General features: G+C 72.8%; 20 protein-coding genes, 1 other RNA gene and 1 pseudogene. 18 read left to right on the top strand and 4 right to left on the bottom strand.

Annotated features, from left to right (window positions below; genetic code table 11):
• From ABT381_RS27450 to ABT381_RS27435, 4 genes are all read left to right on the top strand, one after another.
• On the top strand, positions 1-611 hold a 611-nt coding region (locus ABT381_RS27450), incomplete at its 5' end, for a S41 family peptidase (RefSeq protein ID WP_351599250.1).
• Positions 612-629: 18 nt separating this feature from the next.
• The gene (gene smpB / locus ABT381_RS27445) at positions 630-1,148 is read left to right on the top strand and encodes an SsrA-binding protein SmpB (protein WP_351599249.1); all 519 of its coding nucleotides are present in this window, start codon (positions 630-632) and stop codon (positions 1,146-1,148) included.
• Between the two features lie 143 nt (positions 1,149-1,291).
• Positions 1,292-1,662, top strand: a transfer-messenger RNA (tmRNA) gene (gene ssrA / locus ABT381_RS27440).
• Positions 1,663-1,794: 132 nt separating this feature from the next.
• Positions 1,795-2,772: an extracellular catalytic domain type 1 short-chain-length polyhydroxyalkanoate depolymerase gene (locus ABT381_RS27435; protein WP_351599248.1), complete on the top strand. Its 978-nt coding sequence runs from the start codon at positions 1,795-1,797 to the stop codon at positions 2,770-2,772.
• Here the strand turns inward: ABT381_RS27435 and ABT381_RS27430 are convergent.
• Complete coding sequence (locus ABT381_RS27430; protein WP_467754406.1) at positions 2,720-4,024, bottom strand: MFS transporter; 1,305 nt, start codon at positions 4,022-4,024, stop codon at positions 2,720-2,722. The genes ABT381_RS27435 and ABT381_RS27430 overlap by 53 nt on opposite strands.
• Before the next feature lie 156 nt (positions 4,025-4,180).
• Here ABT381_RS27430 and ABT381_RS27425 point away from each other — a divergent pair, with 156 nt between their 5' ends.
• The 7 genes from ABT381_RS27425 (at position 4,181) to ABT381_RS27395 (ending at position 12,732) form a co-directional block, all read left to right on the top strand.
• On the top strand, positions 4,181-5,149 hold the full coding sequence (locus ABT381_RS27425) for a LysR family transcriptional regulator (protein WP_351599247.1): 969 nt from the start codon (positions 4,181-4,183) through the stop codon (positions 5,147-5,149).
• Between the two features lie 147 nt (positions 5,150-5,296).
• Complete coding sequence (locus ABT381_RS27420; protein WP_351599246.1) at positions 5,297-6,658, top strand: nitrate/nitrite transporter; 1,362 nt, start codon at positions 5,297-5,299, stop codon at positions 6,656-6,658.
• Between the two features lie 218 nt (positions 6,659-6,876).
• Complete coding sequence (locus tag ABT381_RS27415; protein ID WP_351599245.1) at positions 6,877-8,073, top strand: uroporphyrinogen-III synthase; 1,197 nt, start codon at positions 6,877-6,879, stop codon at positions 8,071-8,073.
• A gap of 122 nt (positions 8,074-8,195) precedes the next feature.
• Complete coding sequence (locus ABT381_RS27410; protein ID WP_351599244.1) at positions 8,196-8,789, top strand: CGNR zinc finger domain-containing protein; 594 nt, start codon at positions 8,196-8,198, stop codon at positions 8,787-8,789.
• A gap of 153 nt (positions 8,790-8,942) precedes the next feature.
• Complete coding sequence (locus ABT381_RS27405) at positions 8,943-9,431, top strand: sigma-70 family RNA polymerase sigma factor (RefSeq protein WP_051862555.1); 489 nt, start codon at positions 8,943-8,945, stop codon at positions 9,429-9,431.
• Complete coding sequence (locus ABT381_RS27400; RefSeq protein WP_351599243.1) at positions 9,428-10,189, top strand: anti-sigma factor family protein; 762 nt, start codon at positions 9,428-9,430, stop codon at positions 10,187-10,189. Before ABT381_RS27405 ends, ABT381_RS27400 begins: the two co-directional genes overlap by 4 nt.
• Before the next feature lie 89 nt (positions 10,190-10,278).
• Positions 10,279-12,732: a HelD family protein gene (locus ABT381_RS27395; RefSeq protein WP_351599242.1), complete on the top strand. Its 2,454-nt coding sequence runs from the start codon at positions 10,279-10,281 to the stop codon at positions 12,730-12,732.
• A 212-nt stretch (positions 12,733-12,944) separates the two neighbouring features.
• On the opposite strand, the gene ABT381_RS27390 is transcribed toward ABT381_RS27395, so the two are convergent.
• On the bottom strand, positions 12,945-13,151 hold the full coding sequence (locus ABT381_RS27390; RefSeq protein ID WP_030250355.1) for a cold-shock protein: 207 nt from the start codon (positions 13,149-13,151) through the stop codon (positions 12,945-12,947).
• A 268-nt stretch (positions 13,152-13,419) separates the two neighbouring features.
• Between ABT381_RS27390 and ABT381_RS27385 the strand changes: the two genes are divergently transcribed.
• Positions 13,420-14,853, top strand: a complete 1,434-nt coding sequence (locus ABT381_RS27385) for an NAD-dependent malic enzyme (RefSeq protein ID WP_351599241.1) — start codon at positions 13,420-13,422, stop codon at positions 14,851-14,853.
• A gap of 339 nt (positions 14,854-15,192) precedes the next feature.
• Positions 15,193-15,474 (top strand): HU family DNA-binding protein, encoded by a 282-nt coding sequence (locus ABT381_RS27380; protein WP_003954777.1) that lies wholly within the window; start codon positions 15,193-15,195, stop codon positions 15,472-15,474.
• 249 nt (positions 15,475-15,723) lie between these two features.
• Here the strand turns inward: ABT381_RS27380 and murA are convergent, their stop codons facing one another.
• Positions 15,724-17,061 (bottom strand): UDP-N-acetylglucosamine 1-carboxyvinyltransferase, encoded by a 1,338-nt coding sequence (gene murA / locus ABT381_RS27375; RefSeq protein WP_351599240.1) that lies wholly within the window; start codon positions 17,059-17,061, stop codon positions 15,724-15,726.
• Between the two features lie 283 nt (positions 17,062-17,344).
• Here murA and ABT381_RS27370 point away from each other — a divergent pair, with 283 nt between their 5' ends.
• The 3 genes from ABT381_RS27370 (at position 17,345) to ABT381_RS27360 (ending at position 18,814) form a co-directional block, all read left to right on the top strand.
• Positions 17,345-17,971, top strand: a complete 627-nt coding sequence (locus ABT381_RS27370; protein WP_351599239.1) for a YqgE/AlgH family protein — start codon at positions 17,345-17,347, stop codon at positions 17,969-17,971.
• Between the two features lie 93 nt (positions 17,972-18,064).
• A complete protein-coding gene (locus ABT381_RS27365) occupies positions 18,065-18,505 on the top strand; it encodes a hypothetical protein (RefSeq protein WP_351599238.1) in 441 nt (146 codons plus the stop codon).
• Positions 18,506-18,520: 15 nt separating this feature from the next.
• The gene (locus ABT381_RS27360; RefSeq protein WP_351599237.1) at positions 18,521-18,814 is read left to right on the top strand and encodes a DUF3039 domain-containing protein; all 294 of its coding nucleotides are present in this window, start codon (positions 18,521-18,523) and stop codon (positions 18,812-18,814) included.
• A gap of 134 nt (positions 18,815-18,948) precedes the next feature.
• Here ABT381_RS27360 and ABT381_RS27355 read toward each other — a convergent pair whose 3' ends face one another.
• Positions 18,949-19,383, bottom strand: coding sequence for an SSI family serine proteinase inhibitor (locus ABT381_RS27355; protein WP_351599236.1), 435 nt, complete (start codon positions 19,381-19,383; stop codon positions 18,949-18,951).
• 770 nt (positions 19,384-20,153) lie between these two features.
• On the opposite strand from ABT381_RS27355, the gene ABT381_RS27350 reads away from it, so the two are divergent.
• Positions 20,154-21,050, top strand: a complete 897-nt coding sequence (locus ABT381_RS27350) for an FAD binding domain-containing protein (protein WP_351599235.1) — start codon at positions 20,154-20,156, stop codon at positions 21,048-21,050.
• Positions 21,051-21,135: 85 nt separating this feature from the next.
• Positions 21,136-21,583: pseudogene (locus ABT381_RS27345) on the top strand (hypothetical protein); the annotation flags it as partial.

Genomic DNA, 21,583 nt, shown 5'->3' with positions numbered 1-21,583 from the left:
GGCACTGGTCAGCGACGCTGCACCGCGCCCGGCTGCGCACGGCGAACGTCACGGTCGAGCGGCCCGCGGCGCCCGGGGGCATGACCCGGATCAAGGTCGAGGCGTTCGCCAAGGGCACCGGCGAGGAGGTGCGCGAGGCGGTCCGCTCGGCGCCGCCCGGGGGCCTTCTGCTGGACCTGCGCGGCAACACCGGCGGCCTGGTCGGTGAGGCGGTCACCGCGGCCGCCGCGTTCCTCGACGGCGGCCTGGTCGCCACGTATGACGTGCGCGGCAGCCAGCGCGCGCTGTACGCCGACCGCGGCCGGGCCACGAAGTCGCCGCTGGCCGTGCTGGTCGACGGCGGCACGATGAGCGCGGGCGAGCTGCTGGCGGGGGCGCTGCAGGACCGCGGCCGGGCGGTGGTGATCGGCTCGCCGACCTTCGGCAAGGGCTCGGTCCAGATGCCCAGCAAGCTCGCGGACGGCTCGGTCGCCGAGCTGACCGTCGGCCATTACCGCACGCCGTCCGGCCGCGGCGTCGACGGCCGCGGCATCACCCCCGACATCCCCGCCGACGACCGGGCGGAGAGCCGGGCCAGAACAGTAATGAGTGGCCTCGGAGGTGGGTCGTAGTGCGAAAATGGCCGCACTATGGCTAAGGCGAACGCGAAAACGAAGGCGAAGCGGCAGGCCGCGGAGGCCGGGCGCAAGCTCATCGCGCAGAACAAGAAGGCGCGCCACGACTACCTCATCATCGACACCTACGAGTGCGGCCTCGTGCTCTCGGGCACGGAGGTGAAGTCGCTGCGGCAGGGTCGGTCTTCGCTGGTGGACGGCTTCGTCCAGATCGACGGCGGCGAGGCGTGGCTGCACAACGTGCACATCCCCGAGTACGCGCAGGGCACGTGGACCAACCACGCGGCACGCCGCAAGCGGAAGCTGCTGCTGCACCGCGAGGAGATCGACAAGCTGGCGGCGAAGTCCCAGGAGACGAGCCACACGATCGTCCCGCTCCAGCTGTACTTCCTGAAGGGCCGTGCGAAGGTCGAGATCGCGCTGGCAAAGGGCAAGAAGGAGTACGACAAGCGGCAGACCCTGCGTGAGCAGCAGGACCGCCGCGAGGCGGACCGGGTGATCTCGGCGGTGCGCCGCCGGGAGCGGGGGGCCTGACCTGGGCGGAAGGCCCGGCGAAAGCCCCTGGGAATATGCTGGCACGGTGCCATGTTGTTCCCGTACGATGGCACATGTACCCCGAGGTGACGGGGTGCGGGGCTCTCCGCGAGACGGAGCGTCCGGCTTTGAAAAAACAACATGGGGATGATCGGTTTCGACAGCGGATGTCGAAGCAGGGGAAGCGTGTCGAGGAAGCGGCAATGATCTCGTTAACCATATGTCGCAACCAATAATCGCCAACACCAAGCGCGATTCCTTCGCCCTCGCTGCCTAAGTAGCGACCTGCGAAGTGTCAGCCCGGGGATGATCCCGACCCGGTTCCTGGCATCAGCTAGGGGTCTTATCCACTGAGCCCGGTCACGGGGCTGAGTGGAGACATCAAACAGTGACTGAGCCCGTCGGAGACTTGTCCGCGTGATCTCCGGGGCCGAGAAAATCGCAGCGGACTGCACACGGAGAAGCCCTGATTCTGCACCGTTGGACGCGGGTTCGATTCCCGCCATCTCCACTCATCCCATGTGGGCACGAGCCCCGCCGCCGTAAGGCAGCGGGGCTTTTGTCATGTCGGTCCCATGGTGCGGACGCCGGATGTGGCGTCCCGCGCCATATCGGGCGCCGCCCTGCGCTCCTACCGTCCTCGGGCATGTACAAGACAACCAAGCGCACGCTGAGCGTCCTGGTCGCGGCCCTGCTGGCCGCCCTCTTCCCGCCGTCGCCGACGACGGCACACGCGGCCCCCGGCGCCATCGAGGAAGTCACCGGCTTCGGCAGCAACCCGGGGGCGCTGCGGATGTACCGCTACGCCCCGCAGGGGCTGCCCGCCGGCCGCCCCGTGGTCGTCGCGCTGCACGGCTGTACGCAGAACGCCACCGCCTACGGCAAGCAGAGCGGCTGGACCGAGCTCGCCGACCGCTGGGGCTTCTCCGTGGTCTTCCCGGGCCAGACCGGCGCCAACAACCTCAACTCCTGCTTCAACTGGTTCCAGGCGGGCGACATCGAGCGCGGCCACGGCGAGGCCGCGTCCATCCAGCAGATGACCGCCCGGCAGCTCGCCGACGTGGGCGGCTCCAAGGCGTACGTCACCGGGCTCTCGGCCGGCGGCGGGATGACGGCGGTGATGATGGCCGCGTACCCGGAGACGTACGCCGCGGGCGGCGTCGTCGCGGGCCTCCCGTACGGCTGCGCGCAGGCAGCCGGCTCGCCGTACGTGTGCATGTACGTGGGCGCGACCCAGACGCCCGCGCAGTGGGGCGACCGGGTGCGGGCGCAGAACCCCGGCTACACCGGCCCCTGGCCCCGGCTCACGGTCTTCCAGGGGACGGCCGACACGACCGTGAAGCCGGTGAACATGGCCGACCTCGTCGAGCAGTGGACGAACGTGCGCGGCACCGACCAGACCCCGGAGAGCACGGACACCGTGGGCGGCTATCCGCATGCGGTGTACCGGGACGCGGGCGGCGCGGTCGCCGCCGAGACGTACTCGATCACCGGCATGGGGCACGGACAGCCGTTGGACCCCGGTACGGGCCCCGCGCAGTGCGGCACGGCCGGCGCGTACATGCTCGACGTCAATCTCTGCGCCGCGTACGAGATGGGCAGGGGCTGGGGCCTGGACCGCTGAGCCCCGCCCCGGCGCGGCGGCCCAGGAGCGTCACGGTCAGGGCGAGGGCCGCGGCGGCCACCGGCACGGCGTATCCGGAGCCGTCCGGGCCCAGCTGGTCCGTGGCCCAGCCGCCCGCCGCCGAGCCGGTCGCGATGCCGGCCAGCAGGGCCGTCACGGCGAGCGTCAGGCCCTCGTTGACCTGGCCGGCGGGCGTCAGGGCCTGCACCCGGCCCATGCCGGTGACCATGGTCGGGGCCGTCGCCATCCCGGCCACCAGCAGGGCGCCCGCCAGCACCGCAGGGCTGCCGCTCGCCGCCCCGAGGAGCGGCAGCAGCATCAGGACCGCCATGGCCGCCACACAGCCCGTGAAGCGTGCGGCGGGCCGTCCGGCGGGCGGCAGCAGCCCGTACAGCAGGCCCGCGGCGCACGACCCGGCCGCCTGCAGCGCCAGGATGCCGCCCGCCGCCGCCCGTATGCCGTGCCCGTCGGCGAACCCGATGGTGACGACCTCCAGCGACCCGAAGACCGCGCCCGTGCACAGGAAGGTCAGCAGGAGCGGCGGCAGTCCGGGGCGGCGCAACGGGGAGCGGGTGCGGTCCGTACAGGGCGCGAGCGGCGGCTCCGTACGGCGCTGCGCGGCGAACAGCAGCACGCCGGTCAGCAGCAGCCCGGCCCCGGCGAGCGTGCCCGCCTCCGGGAACAGCGCCGTGCACAGGAAGGCCGCGAGCACCGGGCCGAGCATGAAGCACGCCTCGTCCGCCGCCTGTTCGAAGGAGTTCGCGGTGTGCAGGGCGCGCGCGTCGGTACGGAAGAGGTGCGCCCAGCGGGCGCGGGACATGCCGCCGGTGTTGGGCGTGGTGGCCGTGCAGAGGTACGCCGCGAAGAGCGTCCAGGCGGGCGCGTCGAGCCGTACGCACAGCACGAGGGCCAGCGACCCGGCCACCGCGAGCAGGGCGGCGGGCGGCGCGATCCTGGCCTGCCCGTACCGGTCGACCAGCCGCGCGGTCCACGGCCCGGCCACCGCCGTCGCCGCGAGCCCGGTGGCGGTCACGGCCCCGGCCAGCGCGTACGAGCCGCGCGACCCCGCGATCATCAGGACCGCGCTCACGCTGAACATGCCCATGGGGAGCCGCGCCAGGAGGTTGGCGGCGGTGAAGGCCCGGGTGCCGGGCACGGCGAAGATCCGGGCGTACGGGCGGAGGAACGGCAGCCGCGGGGTGCCGCGCGGCGGGCGGCGGCGCGGCCGTACGGGAACGGGCGGGGCCGTCACAGGCCGGGAGGCGAGGAAGAGGATCACCCGTTCACGATCGGGCCGGCCGCCCCGGACCGTCCAACACCTCTTCACCACGCATTCACCGTCTCTCGTTGTCAATCCGTTGGCCGGACGGTCTCCATCCAGCCACTTCGTCTTTGTCACCATGGGTGCGTGCCTCACGACATAGAGCCGCGACTGCTGCGGGCCTTCACGGCCGTCGCCGACGAGCTCCACTTCACCCGTGCCGCCGCCCGCCTGTACGTGGCTCAGCAGGCCCTCAGCCGCGACATCCGCCGTCTGGAGCGCGACCTCGGCACCGTGCTGTTCCTGCGCACCACTCGTCAGGTGCGCCTCACCCCCGAAGGCGAGCGGCTGCTCCCGTATGCGCAGCGCGTGCTGGCCGCGCACGACGAGCTGGCCGCGGCGTTCCACGGAGGCGGCGGCCACGAGCGCCCGCTGCTCGTCGACGTCGGCGCGCCCGTGGGCACCGCGCACCGGGTGCTGGAGCGGGCCCGGGCGGCGGCGCCCGGCCTGGAGTTCGCAGCCCGCTTCCACAGCGGCCTGACCGGCGCCGCCGAAGGGCTGCTGACGGGCGGCCTGGACGTGTCCTTCGGGCGGATCGCGGGCCTGCCGCGCGGCGTGCGGTCCCGGCTGGCCCACCACCCGGTGCGGTACGAGCCGATGGCCGTTCTGCTGCCCGAGGAGCACCCGCTGGCCGCACGCGCGGCCGTGCCCCTGGACGCGCTCGCGGGGGAGACGCTGTACACGGGGGCGGGCAACGCGCACACGGCGGAGTGGACCGGCCTGGCGGCACGCCTCTTCGAAGGGCGCGGCATCCGGGCGGCGGCGCCGTACCCGGAGATCGACGGCCCGGCCGAATTCCTCCGCGTCGTACGGAAGCGCGGCTGGTCCGTGCTGGCCAGTGTCGAGTTCATCGAAGCGCCGGGGATGGTGCTGCGGCCCCTCGTGGACCCCGTACCGCTGTCCCCGGTGTCGGTCGTCTGGCGCCGGGGGCTGCGCCACCCCGGGCTGGACGCGCTGCTGGCCGCGGCGCGTGAGCTGGGCGCGGCCGGCGGCTGGCTGGCCCGCCCCGAGGGCGCCTGGCTGCCGCCCGAGGACGCCCGACTGATGGCGGCGTGAGCGCCGCGGAGGGTGCCCCGGCCGATACTCACCGTGGCGCGCCGTCCCGGGTGAGCGCGATATTGCGTCGGTGACACCTGGCGGCACCGCGGCGAAACGCGCCGTCCCTAGCGTCGGACCGGGAGACCCCGAGAGCTGGGAGGCGCGATGACGGCGGTACGCAAGGGCAAGCGGTGGATCGAGGAGTGGGACCCCGAGGACGAGGCGTTCTGGCAGAGCGGGGGTGAGCGGATCGCGCGGCGGAACCTGTGGTTCTCCGTGCTGTCCGAGCACATCGGGTTCTCCGTGTGGAGCCTGTGGTCGGTGATGGTGCTCTTCATGGGGCCCGAGTACGGCGTGGACCCGGCCGGGAAGTTCTTCCTGGTCGCGATGCCGACGCTGGTCGGCGGGGTGCTCCGGGTGCCGTACACGTTCGCCGTGGCGCGCTTCGGAGGGCGGAACTGGACCATCATGAGCGCGACGCTGCTCCTGGTGCCGAGCGTCGTCGCGGCCTTCGTGATGACGCCGGGCACGTCGTACACCACCTTCATGGTGGTCGCGGCGCTCACCGGGGTCGGCGGCGGCAACTTCGCCTCCTCGATGACCAACATCAACTCCTTCTACCCGCTGCGCAAGAAGGGCTGGGCACTCGGCCTGAACGCGGGCGGCGGCAACATCGGCGTGCCCGTCATCCAGCTGCTGGGCCTGCTGATCATCGGTACGGCGGGCGCCGCGCACCCGCGCATCGTGCTCGCCGTCTACATCCCGCTGATCGTGCTCGCCGCGGTGTGCGCCGCGCTGTTCATGGACAACCTGGCGCCGGTCACCAACGACACGGGCGCGGCCAAGGAGGCGGCGCGCGACCCGCACACCTGGATCATGTCGCTGCTGTACATCGGCACCTTCGGGTCCTTCATCGGCTACAGCTTCGCCTTCGGGCTCGTGCTGCAGAACCAGTTCGCGCAGACCCCGCTGCAGGCGGCCTCGCTGACCTTCATCGGGCCGCTGCTCGGCTCGCTGATCAGGCCGGTCGGCGGAAAGCTCGCGGACCGCTTCGGGGGCGCGCGGATCACCCTGTGGAACTTCGCCGCCATGGGCGCGGCGACGGCCGTCGTGATCGTCGCCTCGGTACAGAAGTCGCTGCCGGTCTTCCTCGTCGGATTCATCGCGCTCTTCGTGCTGACCGGGCTCGGCAACGGCTCCACGTACAAGATGATCCCGGCGATCTTCCAGGCCAAGGCGGTCTCGCGCGGACTGGCGGACGAGGCGGCTGCGGCGTACGGGCGGCGCCTCTCGGGCGCGGCGATGGGACTGATCGGCGCGGTCGGCGCGCTCGGCGGGCTGGGCATCAACCTGGCGTTCCGGCAGGCGTTCATGACCGCGGGCTCCGGCACCCCCGCCTTCGTGTCCTTCCTCGTCTTCTACGCCCTGTGCCTGGCCGTGACCTGGGCCGTATACCTCCGGCGCCCGGTGGCGCAGCCGGACCTGCGCACCGAAGAAGCGCAGCGCCCGGCATACGCGGAAGTGTGACCGGTCGTACCCGAGGAGTGGCCCCGGCGGGAACGTCCGGGGCCTCTCGGGCGTAACACTGGAGAAATAACGGTGAACCCGGGTCGTCACGGACCCTTGGCAGCATCAGGAACCCATCCGGTCTGTGGGCCCGCCCTGGGACGGGCGCCCCGGAGCCCGGTGAGGCCAGGCCGCCGTTGAGCCGGCGCACAACATTGCGAAGCGGGACGAGAGCCAACATGCACGAGGGACAGCGAAACGACCCACAGGACGACAGCGGTCAGCGTCAGCAGGGCGCCGAGCGGGGCGGCGGGCTGCCGCTGGCCGGGTTCACGGTCGGGGTGACCGCGGCCCGCCGCGCCGCCGAGCTGGGCACGCTGCTGGAGCGCCGCGGCGCCGAGGTCGTACACGCGCCCGCGCTGCGCATCGTGCCGCTCACCGACGACGCGGAGCTGCTGGCCGCCACCAAGCAGCTCATCGACGACGCGCCGGACATCGTCGTGGCCACCACCGCCATCGGCTTCCGCGGCTGGGTGGAGGCCGCCGAGGGCTGGGGCCTGGGCACGGCGCTGCTGGAGCGGCTGGGCGGCGTGGAGCTGCTCGCCCGCGGCCCGAAGGTGCGCGGCGCGATCCGCGCGGCCGGCCTCACCGAGGAGTGGTCGCCCGCCTCGGAGTCCATGGCCGAGGTGCTGGACCGGCTGCTGGAGGAGGGCGTGGACGGCAAGCGGATCGCGGTACAGCTGCACGGCGAGCCGCTGCCCGGCTTCGTGGAGTCGCTGCGCGCCGCGGGCGCCGAGGTGGTCGGCGTCCCGGTCTACCGCTGGATGCCGCCGCAGGACATCGGCCCGGTCGACCGCCTCCTGGACGCCATCCTGGCGCGCACGGTGGACGCGGTGACGTTCACCAGCGCACCGGCCGCCGCGTCGCTGCTGCGCCGCGCCGAGGAGCGGGGCGTCCACGGCGAGGTGCTGGACGCGCTGCGGCACGACGTACTGCCCGCGTGCGTCGGCCCGGTGACCGCGCTGCCCCTGGAGAACCACGAGATCGCCACGGTCCAGCCGGAGCGCTTCCGGCTGGGCCCGCTGGTGCAGCTGCTCTGCCACGAACTGCCGGGCAGGGTACGCCCGTTGCCGGTGGCCGGGCGCCGCGTGGAGATCCGCGGGCACGCGGTCCTCATCGACGGCGAGCTGCGGCCCGTGCCGCCCGCCGGCATGTCTCTGCTGCGTGCGCTGGCGAAGCGGCCCGGCTGGGTCGTCTCGCGCGGCGACCTGCTGCGCGCGCTGCCGGGAGCGGGCCGCGACGAGCACGCGGTGGAGACGGCGATGGCCCGGCTGCGGGTGGCGCTGGGCGCCCCGAAGCTGATCCAGACGGTGGTCAAGCGCGGCTACCGACTGTCCCTGGACCCGCACGCGGAGACGAAGTACGCGGACGCGTAAGGGCGTTGGCCCCCGGCCGGGCCGGGGACGGCTCGCACGCCGGCACGGTGCCGAGGGTTCCGCCCGTGCACCGGGCCGGGCACTCTGGAGGGAGACGTTGTCCCCGAAGGAGTGACAGGCACATGGCGGCGCCTTACGACCTGCGGTTCGACTGCGGGCGGATCTGCCTGGACCTGGTGGCCACGACCGGCGAGCCGCCGGCCGAACGGCTCCTCGGCCCCGACCACTTGCGCGCCTGGCTCGTCGGCGCGGGCGTCGTCCCGCGCAGCAGCGCACTCGACGCCGTCGACGGCAGCTGGGTCGCGCGCTTCCGGGCGCTGCGCGAACTGCTGCGGCGCATCGTGCACGACGAGATCCGCGGCCGGGCGGCCGACCGCGACCTGGCGCTGCTCAACGCCACCGCCGAGGCCCCGCCCCCGCCCGAACGCGCCGTACGCGGCGCGGACGGCGTACTGGAGCGCCGCCCGGCGCGCCCGCCGGACTGTGCCGGGCTGATGTCCGCGGTCGCCCGCGACGCCGTCGGGATGCTGACCGACGCGGTGGCCCGCGGCCAGCTGCGGCAGTGCGAGGGCGAGGCGTGCTCGCGGATCTACCTGGACACCTCGCGCGGGCGCCGGCGGCGCTGGTGCTCCAGCGAGGTGTGCGGCAACCGCGAGCGGGTGGCCCGCCACCGCCGCCGCGCCACCCTCGGCCCGGCCTCCCGCGTCACCGGCTGAACACCTCCCGCGTCACCGGCTGAACGCCGGAGTCCCCGCGTCCGTACTCCCCTGGACCAGCCCGTACGGAAGGCTGTCCGTCCCCTCGACCCGGGAGTGGCGTTGCGCAAGGATGCCGTCGTGGCCGACCGGACGACGCCCGACGAAGAGCTCATGCGGGCCCTGTACGAGGAGCACGCGGGACCGCTCCTCGCGTTCGTCCTGCGGCTGGTGGCGGGCGACCGGCACCGCGCCGAGGACGTGGTGCAGGAGACCCTGCTGCGCGCCTGGCGCAACGCCGACCAGCTGCAGCGCGCGACCGGCTCCGTACGCCCCTGGCTGGTCACCGTGGCCCGCCGGATCGTCATCGACGGGCACCGCAGCCGCCAGGCCCGGCCCCAGGAGGTGGACGCCGCGCCCCTGGAGACGCTGCCCGCCGCCGACGAGATCGACCGCGCGCTGCGCCTGATGACGATCTCCGAGGCGCTGGCCGACCTCAGCCCGGCGCACCGGGAGGCCCTGATCGAGACGTACTTCAAGGGACGTACGGTCAACGAGGCGGCGGAGGTGCTGCGGGTACCGCCCGGGACCGTACGGTCGCGGGTCTTCTACGCGCTGCGCTCCCTGAAGCTCTCGCTGGAAGAACGAGGAGTGACGGCGTGAACCGGCCCCACCCGCCCGCCGAGCCGGCGGCCCACACCGACGCCGGCGCCTACGCGCTCGGCGTCCTGGACGCCGCCGACGCCGCCCGCTTCGAGGAACACCTCGCGGGCTGCGACCGCTGCGCCGCCGAGCTGGACGGCCTGCTCGGCCTGGAGCCGATGCTGGCGGGCCTCGCCGACGACGGCACGGGCGCCCCGCCGGACGCCGCCACGCTCGTCCCGACGCCCTCCCGGCGCGTCCTGAGCGGCCTGCTCGGCGAGGTCGCCGCGGCCCGGCGGCGCAGGCGCGGACGGCGCCTCGCGCTCGTCGCGGCCGCCGTCGCGCTGATCGTCGGCGGGCCGTTCGCCACCCTGGCCGTCACCGGGGACGAGCCGCAGCCGCCGCGGCAGACCGCGAGCCCGGCCGAGCAGATGTACGACAGCGGCGGCCACAAGCACACCGCGGTCGACCCGGTCACCAAGGTCACCGCCGGCGTGACGATGGCCGACCGCCCCTGGGGCACCTCCGTCGCCCTCCGCCTCGGCAACGTCAAGGGCCCGCTGCGCTGCTCCCTCGTCGCGGTCGGCAAGGACGGCGCACAGCAGACCGTCACGACGTGGGCGGTGCCGTACGGCGGGTACGGCATCAAGGGCGGCAGTACGAAGTGGAGCCGGCAGCCCCTGTACACCAACGGCGGCGCCGCCATGCACAGCGCCGACATCGACCGCTTCGAAATCCGCACCCTCGACGGCGAGCGGCTGGCCGCCGTCGACGTGTGACCGGCTCCCGGACGCGCCCGGCAGGTGCGCCCGCGACCTGCTTCGCGTACGGTTGACGGCTGCCCTACGCACAGCAGAAGGGGGCCTGGGTGGCCGCGCAGAACGCCACGCACGCGCCGGAGAATTCCACGCACGCGCCGGATTCCGTACCCGACGGCGACCCGGTCGCGGACGGCGACTCCGTCCGCGACCGGGAGATCGCGGGCGAGCAGACGCACCTGGACCGGGTGTACCGGCGCCTCGAGGAGAAGATCGACGAGGCGCAGTTCCTGATGGCCGACGCCGCCAAGCGCGGCCAGGTCGGCACGCCCGGCGCGCTCGCCGAGCGGGACGCGCAGGTCTTCCAGGCCGGCGTCCACCTGCACCGCCTCAATTCCGAGTACGAGGACTTCCTCTTCGGCCGCATCGACCTGCTCCTGGGCAAGGACGGCAAGCGGGGCCCGGACGGCGCGTACACCTCCGTCGAGCCCGCCGACGGCGCGATCGGCGCCGACCACCGCGCGGAGATCGCCGAGACGCTGCACATCGGCCGCCTCGGCGTGCTGGACGCGGACTACACGCCGCTGGTCATCGACTGGCGGGCGCCGGCCGCCGCGCCGTTCTACCGGGCCACGCCCGTCTCCCCGGGCCGCGTGGTGCGCCGCCGCGTCATCCGCTCCAAGGGTCGCCGCGTCCTGGGCGTCGAGGACGACCTGATGCGCCCGGAGGTCACCGCCACCCTGGACGGCGAGGAGCTGCCGGCGATCGGCGACGGCGCGCTGATGGCGGCCCTCGGCCGGGCCCGCAGCCACTCCATGCGCGACATCGTCGCCTCCATCCAGGCCGAGCAGGACCTGGTGATCCGCGCGCCCGCCGCCTCCGTCACCGAGGTCGAGGGCGGCCCCGGTACGGGCAAGACAGCGGTCGCCCTGCACCGCGCCGCCTACCTGCTCTACCAGGACCGGCGCCGCTACGCGGGCGGCATCCTCATCGTCTCGCCCACCCCGCTGCTGGTCGCCTACACCGAGGGCGTGCTGCCCTCGCTCGGCGAGGAGGGCCAGGTGGCCATCCGCGCGCTGGGCTCGCTGGTGGAGGGCGCGGAGGCCACCGCGTACGACCCGCCCGAGGTGGCCCGCATCAAGGGCTCCTCGCGGATGGTGAAGGTACTGCGCAAGGCGGCCCGTGGCGCGCTGGAGCTCACCGCGGAGGGCGCGCCCTCCGGGGAAGCGGACGGCCAGCTCGCCTTCGGTGACTTCGGTGCCTTCGGCGACGAGGAGGAGGCGGCCCCGGCCGTACCCACCGACCGCCTCCGCGTCGTCGCCTTCGGTGCCCGCGTCGAGCTGGACGCCGCCGAGCTGCGCCGCATCCGGCAGGCCGTGCTCGGCGGCACCGCGCCGGTCAACCTGCTGCGCCCGAGGGCCCGCCGGCTGATCCTGGACGCGCTGTGGGCGAAGACCGGCGGGGACCGCCGCTACAGCGACCCGGAACTGGCCGCCGAGGCCCGGTCCGGCTTCGACGAGGACATCACCACCGAGCAGGACTTCGCCGACTTCCTCAACGCCTGGTGGCCGGAGCTGACCCCGCGCCGGGTGCTGGCCGCGATGACCGACGAGAAGCTGCTGGGCCGCTGGTCGCGCCGGGTGCTCCAGAACCGCGAGGCACGGAAGCTGGCCCGCTCGCTGAGCCGCCTGGACGCGCAGGGCCGGGGCCCGCTGTCCGTCCACGACGTCGCGCTCCTGGACGAGCTGCAGACGATCCTCGGCGCCCCGGCACGCCCCGCCCGGCCCCGCGAGGCCGACCCGCTGGACCAGCTCACCGGCCTGGAGGAGCTGACCACCTTTGCGGACCGTAATTCCTCGGGGCGCAGCCGCCGCGAGCGGCTCGCGGAGGAGCGTACGGACTACGCGCACGTCATCGTCGACGAGGCGCAGGACCTCACGCCCATGCAGTGGCGGATGGTCGGCCGCCGCGGCCGGCACGCGACGTGGACGGTGGTGGGCGACCCGGCGCAGTCCTCGTGGCCGGACCCGGACGAGGCCGGCGAGGCGCGGGACGAGGCGCTGGGCACCCGCCCGCGCCGCCGCTTCACCCTCACCGTGAACTACCGCAATCCCGCCGAGGTCGCCGAGCTGGCGGCCCGGGTGCTGGCGCTGGCCATGCCGGGCATGGTCGCGCCGGAGGCGGTGCGCTCCACGGGCCTGCGGCCGCGGTTCGCCGTCGCGGGGGACCGGCTGGGGGATTCCGTACGGGAGGAGGCGCGCCGGCTGCTGGACGAGGTCGACGGCACGGTCGGCGTGGTGGTCGCGATGGACCGCCGGGAGGAGGCCCGCGGCTGGCTCGCGGACCTGGACGACCGCGTGGTGGCGCTGGGCTCGCTGGAGGCCAAGGGGCTGGAGTACGACGCGACGCTGGTGGTCTCGCCCGCCGAGATCGCGGACGAGTCGCCGGCCGGGCTGCGGGTGCTGTACGTGGCGCTGACCCGGGCCACGCAGCGGCTGACGGTGGTCTCCGGCGCCCGCGACGAGCCGGACGCGGACGGGGTGCCGGACCTGCTGCGGGACTGAGGGCCGACAAACCTCCGGCGGACTCCCGCGACGGGAATCGCTTACAGAGAAGGTTTGTTAGCCTGTATGTGGCACCGGCCCGATCCAAGCCCCCGGGCCCAACCATAGTCGCTTAGAGCGACCACTTGCCGCGAGGCGAGCATGGCGGGTCGGTGCCACCTAAGGCTTCACCAGAAGGCGTCGCGGAGAATTCCGTGGCGCCTTCTCCGCGTTCAGCCGATCACGCGGACCTGTTCCGCCTGCGGTCCCTTGCGGCCCTGGGCGATCTCGAACTCCACCCGCTGGGTGTCCTCCAGATTGCGGAAGCCGTCGCCACTGATCGAGCTGTAGTGGACGAAGACGTCCGGTCCTCCGTCCTCCTGCGCGATGAATCCGTAACCCTTCTCGGAGTTGAACCACTTCACGGTGCCCTGAGCCATATCGCCCGTCCTTGCGTGTCTTGGGGTGCTGCGCGCCAGATACTAAGGGCGGTACGCCAGATTTCCTCCCTATTCAGGCCGTTTTTCAAGCGAAGGAGTGGGGGGTTCCGCCGAGCTGACTAGCTCTCGTATTGTGGAAGTGTCTTTCCGAAACTTGTGGCTGGTTACCGTGTACTGGCTGGTAGGTGGGACGATCGAACGATGCGCAGGGCATCCGAGCTCCTGGGACAGCGCATAGGGAAACAAGGGAAAGCAGAGGAAGTCGGCCATGGCAACGGCGCCTAGCGTCTCGTATTCGATGACGGTGCGACTGGAAGTTCCCGCGAGCGGCACCGCCGTCAGCCAGCTCACCACGGCCGTGGAGTCCTCCGGCGGGTCGGTCACCGGCCTCGACGTGACCGCCTCCGGCCACGAAAAACTCCGGATCGACGTCACCATCGCCGCGACGTCCACCGCGCACGCGGACGAGATCGTCCAGAAGCTGCGGGAGATCGAGGGCGTCTCGCTCGGCAAGGTCTCCGACCGTACGTTCCTGATGCACCTCGGCGGCAAGATCGAGATGTCGTCGAAGCACCCGATCCGCAACCGTGACGACCTCTCGATGGTCTACACGCCCGGCGTCGCCCGCGTCTGCCAGGCCATCGCCGACAACCCCGAGGACGCCCGCCGCCTGACCATCAAGCGCAACAGCGTCGCGGTGGTCACCGACGGCTCCGCCGTCCTGGGCCTCGGCAACATCGGCCCGAAGGCCGCGCTGCCGGTCATGGAGGGCAAGGCGGCCCTCTTCAAGCGCTTCGCCGGCATCGACGCCTGGCCGATCTGCCTGGACACCCAGGACTCCGACGCGATCGTGGAGATCGTCAAGGCCATCGCCCCCGGCTTCGCGGGCATCAACCTCGAAGACATCTCCGCGCCCCGCTGCTTCGAGATCGAGGCGCGGCTGCGCGAGGCCCTGGACATCCCGGTCTTCCACGACGACCAGCACGGCACCGCCATCGTCGTGCTCGCCGCCCTGACCAACGCGCTGCGCGTGGTCGGCAAGGCCATCGGCGACGTGCGCGTGGTGATGTCCGGCGCGGGCGCCGCCGGTACGGCCATCCTCAAGCTGCTGATCGCGGCCGGCGTCAAGCACGCCGTCGTCGCCGACATCCACGGCGTGGTGCACGCGGGCCGCGACGACCTGGTTTCGGCCGACCCCGACTCGGCGCTGCGCTGGATCGCCGACAACACCAACCCCGAGGGCGTCACCGGCACCCTCAAGCAGGCCGTGGTCGGCGCCGACGTGTTCATCGGCGTCTCGGCGCCGAACGTGCTGGCCGCCGAGGACGTGTCCCGCATGGCCGACGGCGCGATCGTCTTCGCACTCGCCAACCCCGACCCGGAGGTCGACCCGGCGGAGGCCCGGCAGACCGCCGCCGTCGTCGCCACGGGCCGCTCGGACTTCCCGAACCAGATCAACAACGTGCTGGTCTTCCCGGGCGTCTTCCGCGGCCTGCTGGACGCGCAGTCGCGTACGGTCAACGAGGAGATGATGCTGGCCGCGGCCGGCGCGCTCGCGGACGTCGTCCTGGAGGACGAGCTGAACGCGAACTACATCATCCCCAGCGTCTTCAACGACAAGGTCGCGGGCGCGGTCGCCGGCGCCGTCCGGGACGCCGCGAACGCCGCCGCCACGGCCGTGACGGGCGGCACGACGGCCTGAGCACGGCGCGTCGCACGACACGTGGCCCTCAGGGCCCCCATAGGGTGGCGGGCAGCGCATGGCTGGCCGCCACTCGGTGATCGGGCCCGAGACATGGTGCGGAGCGTCACCGGAGTGTCACCTTTCCGGAGCGATGGCGCTCTTCGTGTGACCCTCCAGGGCGCCGGATTGGCTTTACCGCCGCAGGTGGGGGCAGGATGCGTTACCGGGCGCGAGGGTCTGAACCACAGACCCGGGTCCGGGGACTGTCCGAGGGCCCTGGCAGCATCGGCTTCGCTGTGCCTGATGCGGCTCCGCCGCGTGGCACGCCCATTGGCAAGAAGAACACGGGAGTAATACATGAACCGCAGTGAGCTGGTGGCCGCTCTGGCCGACCGTGCCGAGGTGACCCGCAAGGACGCCGACGCCGTTCTGGCCGCGCTCGCCGAGACCGTCGGTGAGATCGTTGCCAAGGGTGACGAGAAGGTCACCATCCCCGGCTTCCTCACCTTCGAGCGCACCCACCGTGCCGCTCGCACCGCGCGCAACCCGCAGACCGGCGACCCGATCCAGATCCCGGCCGGCTACAGCGTGAAGGTCTCCGCGGGCTCCAAGCTCAAGGAAGCCGCCAAGGGCAAGTGATCCGGCACCGTGCTCCCGGGACGACGGAGCACGGTCCGCATCCCAGGAGAGGCAGCCATCCCGGCCGGATGGCTGCCTTTCGCATGGGTACGGGCCGCCGCGTGCGTGCCGAGCACTGGTGCGTACCGCGGCAGGGCCCGTGTACGGCCCTGAGAACGCCGAAGGGCGGGCACCCCGGCAAGGGTGCCCGCCCTTCGGCGTCAGGCGCTTCAGCCGTTACTGAAGCCGTTCACCGGCCCGACGCCACGGTCAGGCGCTCAGTGAGCCGTTCGGCAGCTCGACGTTCGCGCCGAGCGAGACCAGCTTGTCCATGAAGTTCTCGTAGCCGCGGTTGATCAGGTCGATGCCGTGCACGCGGGACGTGCCCTGTGCCGCCAGCGCCGCGATCAGGTACGAGAAGCCGCCGCGCAGGTCGGGGATGACCAGGTCGGCGCCCTGCAGCTTGGTGGGGCCGCTGACGACCGCCGAGTGCAGGAAGTTGCGCTGGCCGAAGCGGCAGGCCGAGCCGCCCAGGCACTCGCGGTAGAGCTGGATGTGCGCGCCCATCTGGTTCAGCGCGGAGGTGAAGCCGAGGCGCGACTCGTACACCGTCTCGTGGACGATGGACAGGCCGGACGCCTGGGTCAGCGCGACCACCAGGGGCTGCTGCCAGTCGGTCTGGAAACCGGGGTGCACGTCGGTCTCCAGGGCGATGGCGTTCAGCGGGCCGCCCGGGTGCCAGAAGCGGATGCCCGCGTCGTCGACCTCGAACGCGCCACCGACCCGGCGGTAGGTGTTCAGGAAGGTCATCATCTCGCGCTGCGAGGCGCCGCGTACGTACACGCTGCCCTCGGTGGCCAGCGCCGCCGACGCCCACGAGGCCGCCTCCAGGCGGTCCGGGAGCGCGCGGTGGTTGTAGCCGCCGAGCTTGTCGACACCGGTGATCCGGATGGTCCGGTCGGTGTCCATGGAGATGATCGCGCCCATCTTCTGCAGCACGCAGATGAGGTCCTCGATCTCGGGCTCCACGGCGGCGTTCGACAGCTCGGTGACGCCCTCCGCCAGTACGGCGGTCAGCAGCACCTGCTCGGTCGAGCCGACGGACGGGTACGGCAGCCGGATCTTGGTGCCGCGCAGCCGCTGCGGGGCCTCCAGGTACTGGCCGTCGTCCCGCTTCTCGATGACCGCGCCGAACTGGCGCAGCACGTCGAAGTGGAAGTCGACCGGCCGGCCGCCGATGTCGCAGCCGCCCAGGCCCGGGATGAAGGCGTGCCCGAGGCGGTGCAGCAGCGGGCCGCAGAAGAGGATCGGGATCCGGGAGGACCCGGCGTGGGCGTCGATGTCCGCGACGTTGGCGCTCTCCACGTGCGACGGGTCGAGGATCAGCTCCCCGGACTCATCGCCCGGGCGTACGGTCACGCCGTGCAGCTGCAGCAGGCCGCGCACGACGCGCACGTCGCGGATGTCGGGCACATTGCGCAGTCGGCTCGGCTCACTGCCGAGCAGCGCGGCGACCATGGCCTTGGGCACGAGGTTCTTCGCGCCGCGGACCTTGATCTCGCCCTCCAGCGGTGTGCCGCCGTGGACAAGCAAAACGTCGTCGGTCATGGATCTCGCGTTCCTGGAGACGGACAGGGACCAAGCTGAAATGGTAAGGGCGGTACGGGGGTAGTCCGTAGGGTCGAGCGGCCCTGGCGCGTGTAATAGCTTTGTCACAACACGTACGGTTTATCGGGCGGAACGCACCGTGATGTGAAAGAGGGCCCGGATGCCGGGTCGGTCGCACTGCGTCCCCTCCGCATCCCCTCCGCATCCCTTCCGGCCGGAGTGCGTGCATACGGGTGCGGCAATTGCCTCCCCGCGCCGGCCCGAAGTGCGGGATCATGTCGCCATGACCGAGGTGTCCTCGCTCACCGGCCGGCTGCTCGTCGCGACGCCGGCGCTCGCCGACCCGAACTTCGACCGGGCCGTGGTGCTGCTCCTCGACCACGACGAGGAGGGCTCGCTCGGCGTCGTACTGAACCGCCCCACGCCCGTCGGCGTGGCGGACATCCTCCAGCCCTGGGCCGAGCTGGCCGGCGAGCCCGGCGTGGTCTTCCAGGGCGGCCCCGTCTCGCTGGACTCGGCGCTCGGCGTCGCGGTGGTCCCGGGCGAGGCGGGTGAGCACGCCGACGCCCCGGTGGCGGGCGGCGACGCGGTCGAGGGGGCCGACACGGACGGCGACGGCCCTCTGGGCTGGCGCCGCGTGCACGGCGCGATCGGCCTGGTCGACCTGGAGGCGCCGCCCGAGCTGCTCTCCGCCGAGCTCGGCTCGCTGCGCATCTTCGCCGGCTATGCGGGCTGGGGCCCGGGCCAGCTGGAGGAGGAGCTGGTCGAAGGCGCCTGGTACGTCGTCGAATCCGAGCCGGGCGACGTCTCCTCCCCGTCCCCCGAGCACCTCTGGCGCGCCGTCCTCCGCCGCCAGCGCAACGAACTGGCGATGGTGGCGACCTATCCGGACGACCCTTCACTGAACTGAACTGCACTGCACTGAACTGCACTGAACAGCACTGAACTGCACTGATGAGGCGCTCCGCACCGACGCGCGGGGGACCGACGACGGGGGAGTCCGATGGCGACGTACCACCACGGAAGGCCGCAGCGGGAGCCGTACGTCCCGGAGCACCGCTCCGAGGCCGAGCTGAAGGCGGACCTCGTCCGCTCGACCCGCATGGCGCCGCACCGCATCTGCGCGGTCCTCGGCATCCTGCTGGGCGTGGGGGCCGCGGTGGCCCTCTTCGCGCCGGTCGGCTTCGCCTCCGCGCAGGTACGGGGCGACCGGGACGACCACCCCGGCTTCGATGACTACACGTACGCTTGCGGCTCCGTCCTCTCGCCCGCCGCGACCGTCGGCGAGCGCCGCATCGAGTTCAGCGACGAGTGCTCCGCCTACCGGACGCGCCGGGCCGGGTACGCGGGTCTGGCGTTGGCGGCCGCGGTGACCTCGGTCGGCGCCGGGGCCCTCCTCCGGGGGTCCGGGCGGGCCGCCGCGCCCGGTACGGCGCGCGCGTGAGTACCCTTGGCAGTTATGAGCACTCTTGAGCCCGAGCGCGGGGCAGGTACAGGCACCCTCGTGGAGCCGACACCGCAGGTGTCGAACGGCGACGGTGACCACGAGCGCTTCGCCCATTACGTCCAGAAGGACAAGATCATGGCGAGCGCGCTGGACGGCACGCCCGTCGTCGCGCTCTGCGGCAAGGTCTGGGTCCCGGGCCGCGACCCGAAGAAGTACCCGGTCTGCCCCATGTGCAAGGAGATCTACGAGTCCATGAGCGCCGGTGGCGACAAGGACAAGGGCGGCAAGGACGGCGGCAAGAAGTAGCCTCCGGCCCCGCACTTCGTACGGTGACGCCCGGCCCGCTCCCCATGGGGGAGGGGCCGGGCGTTCTGGCGTTCCGGTCTTCGCGTCGGCCGTACGCGCGTCTTCGTCAGCCGTCAGCCGTCAGCCGTCAGCCGTCAGCCGTCCGCGCGCCGGCTGAGGTCGAAGACCCCGGCGCTGTCGGCGCCGGCCGCGCAGAGGTTGGAGTAGCCGCGTACGACGAACGAGGCGCTGCCCTGCCAGATGCTCTTCGCGACGACCGTCACCGGCCGGTAGATCATCGGGCAGGCGCGGCGGACCGGCTCCAGCGCCCGGAAGTCGCCGTGCGCCCGCGTCAGGGCGCGGCAGGCCGCGTAGGGGCGCGGGTGGTTGCCCCCGGTGGGGAAGCAGTGCAGGTTCGCGGCGGCGATCACCTTGCCGCCGGTGCTCGTGCCCTGGTGGATGACGATGCTCGCCTCGCCGACCGGCGCCCGCTGGGGTGCGGCGGCGGCCGGCGCCGTAGCCGCCGAGAGGGGCAGCAGGCCGAGGGCGGCGACGGAGAGCAGGACGGCACGGACGCGTCTCTCGCGCATGGCGGATTCCTTACGATGGGCTGAAAGTTGGGTGAGACGGACATCTCGCCTCATGGATAGCCCTGCAGGGGTGCCGCGCGGCTGATTGTGGTCCGCAGGTGGCGTGTCGGGCGGCCGGCCTCGGCGGGGCGTGCCGCTGCCGCGGATGACTGCCGTGCGTAACCGTGCCTGCGCGGCCAGGAGTTACGGCGGGTCGCAGTCGGGAGATACGGCAGGTGGCAGCCGGGTGTCGCGGCAGGTCACAGCCAGGGGTTGCGGCAGGTCGGCGCGCGGCGGCGCATCGGACGCCCGATCGACGGACCGCCCCCAAACGTGTGAGCCCCCCGAAAGGCGGGCGCGGTGCGGCCGGGACCCTGGCACCGTGTACCCACGCCGTGGCGCGGGCATGCCGATCCAGTACGCCGGTCCGGTATGTCGACCCGGTATGTCGTCTCGGCATGTCGAACACCCGCGCAGAACCTGCCTGCGGGCGGTCATAAGACGTCAAGTGGCGTCAAGCGCGCGGCATGTGCGGTAAGTGCGGTAACGCACGGTGCTTGAGAAAGCTCGAGAAAGCTTGAGAAAGGTGGCAATACGCTCTCTTCGGAGGTCCGGGACGTGCCGGTACCGACCAGGGCCAACGCGCAGGTCGGTGACGGAACCTGCCTTCATGGACCCTCGCATCGTGGGCCTGCGAAGATGTGCCAGAGTTGCCACGTCCGGGCTGTGAGCACGTACCGTACGGCGAGGCGGAACAGCACAGCCGGGACACCGGGGAAGGGGCAGCTGGGTTGACCACGCACGCACCGCAGGCGTCGCATTCCGTGACGTTGCCGGCCTCGCTCGACGAGGCCGTGGCGGCGCTGGCCGCCATGCCCGCCGCCGTGCCTGTGGCCGGCGGCACCGATCTGATGGCCGCCGTCAATTCCGGGCTGCTGCGCCCGGCGGCGCTGGTCGGCCTGAACCGCATCAGCGAGATCCGCGGCTGGCAGTATCAGGACGGCCACGCGCTGCTCGGCGCCGGCCTCACCCTCGCCCGCATGGGGCGCCCCGACTTCGCGGCCCTGATCCCGGGCCTCGCCGCGGCGGCGCGCGCCGCCGGGCCGCCGCAGATCCGCAACGCCGGGACGCTCGGCGGCAACATCGTCACGGCCGCGCCGACCGGCGACACCCTGCCGGTACTGGCGGCCCTCGAAGCCACCGTGATCATCGCGGGCCCGGGCGGCGCCCGCCGCGAGGTCCCGGTGAGCCACCTGCTCGCGGGCATGGAGATGCTGCGCCCCGGCGAGATCGTCGGCTTCGTACGGGTACCGCTGCTGCACGCGCCGCAGACGTTCCTGAAGGCCACCGGGCGGACGGGGCCGGGGCGCGCGGCCGCATCCGTCGCGCTGGTCCTCGATCCCGCACGCCGGGGCGTGCGGTGCGCGGTCGGCGCGGTCGCGATGATGCCGCTGCGCCCGCTGGACGCCGAGCAGTGGGTGGCCTCGCTCATCGACTGGGACAACGACCGCGGCCTGGCCCCCGAAGCGCTGACCGCCTTCGGGGACTACGTGGCCGCCGCCTGCATCCCGGACCCCGCGCCTCCGGAGGACGGTACGGAGGCGGCCACCCTGCCCCCCGCCGCCCTGCACCTGCGCCGTACGGTGGCAGCACTGGCGCGCCGAGCACTTGGGAGGGCGCTCTCGTGAGTGAGCGCAGCGAGCGAACCGACAAGAGGCGCGCGCATGCGGCATGCGTGCCCGCCGAGCGAGCCGAGCGAAGCGAGGCCGGCGCATGAGTGACGGGGACACCCCGCGTCAGCCCCAGCACGGACAGGGCTGGGAGCCGCTGCCGCAGGGCGAGTACGACCAGGAGGCCACGGCCTTCGTCCAGCTGCCCGACGACCTCGAGGCGTACGGGCTGAACGGGGCCTACGGGTCGGGGGCTTACGGAGCGGGCGGCTACGCCTCCGGGGCGTACGGCGCGGCCATCTACGGGACGCAGGGCGCGCACGGTGCGCACGGGGCGGCGGGTGCCCAGGGCGGCGCCGAGGCCGCCGATGGTGCCGGGGACGCGCACGGTGGTTACGGCGGGTACGGCGCGGGTCCGGAGGGCGAGGTGGGTGCCGACCCGCTCGCGGCTCCCGGCCACGGGTACATCCCGCCGGATCACTTCCCGGGCGCGGGTGACGGCGCGGTGCCGGGCGCCGGTGACGCGGGCGCGGGTGACGCGGCGGGTGTCG

This window comes from Streptomyces sp. NPDC000151, assembly GCF_040301705.1.
In the GTDB taxonomy this organism is placed as follows: Bacteria; Actinomycetota; Actinomycetes; order Streptomycetales; family Streptomycetaceae; genus Streptomyces.
The sequence above is the reverse complement of the archived record's forward strand: the minus strand, read 5'-3'. Positions and strand labels throughout refer to the sequence as shown.

Bases quoted from the DNA above. Each gene is read 5' to 3' on its own strand.
- ABT381_RS27385 (WP_351599241.1), top strand. From the start codon at position 13,420: ATGGCAACGGCGCCTAGCGTCTCGTATTCGATGACGGTGCGACTGGAA.
- ABT381_RS27355 (WP_351599236.1), bottom strand. From the start codon at position 19,383: ATGCGCGAGAGACGCGTCCGTGCCGTCCTGCTCTCCGTCGCCGCCCTC.
- ABT381_RS27390 (WP_030250355.1), bottom strand. From the start codon at position 13,151: ATGGCTCAGGGCACCGTGAAGTGGTTCAACTCCGAGAAGGGTTACGGA.
- ABT381_RS27435 (WP_351599248.1), top strand. From the start codon at position 1,795: ATGTACAAGACAACCAAGCGCACGCTGAGCGTCCTGGTCGCGGCCCTG.
- murA (WP_351599240.1), bottom strand. From the start codon at position 17,061: ATGACCGACGACGTTTTGCTTGTCCACGGCGGCACACCGCTGGAGGGC.
- ABT381_RS27365 (WP_351599238.1), top strand. From the start codon at position 18,065: ATGGCGACGTACCACCACGGAAGGCCGCAGCGGGAGCCGTACGTCCCG.
- smpB (WP_351599249.1), top strand. From the start codon at position 630: ATGGCTAAGGCGAACGCGAAAACGAAGGCGAAGCGGCAGGCCGCGGAG.
- ABT381_RS27420 (WP_351599246.1), top strand. From the start codon at position 5,297: ATGACGGCGGTACGCAAGGGCAAGCGGTGGATCGAGGAGTGGGACCCC.
- ABT381_RS27370 (WP_351599239.1), top strand. From the start codon at position 17,345: ATGACCGAGGTGTCCTCGCTCACCGGCCGGCTGCTCGTCGCGACGCCG.
- ABT381_RS27405 (WP_051862555.1), top strand. From the start codon at position 8,943: ATGCGGGCCCTGTACGAGGAGCACGCGGGACCGCTCCTCGCGTTCGTC.
- ABT381_RS27380 (WP_003954777.1), top strand. From the start codon at position 15,193: ATGAACCGCAGTGAGCTGGTGGCCGCTCTGGCCGACCGTGCCGAGGTG.
- ABT381_RS27415 (WP_351599245.1), top strand. From the start codon at position 6,877: ATGCACGAGGGACAGCGAAACGACCCACAGGACGACAGCGGTCAGCGT.
- ABT381_RS27360 (WP_351599237.1), top strand. From the start codon at position 18,521: ATGAGCACTCTTGAGCCCGAGCGCGGGGCAGGTACAGGCACCCTCGTG.
- ABT381_RS27410 (WP_351599244.1), top strand. From the start codon at position 8,196: ATGGCGGCGCCTTACGACCTGCGGTTCGACTGCGGGCGGATCTGCCTG.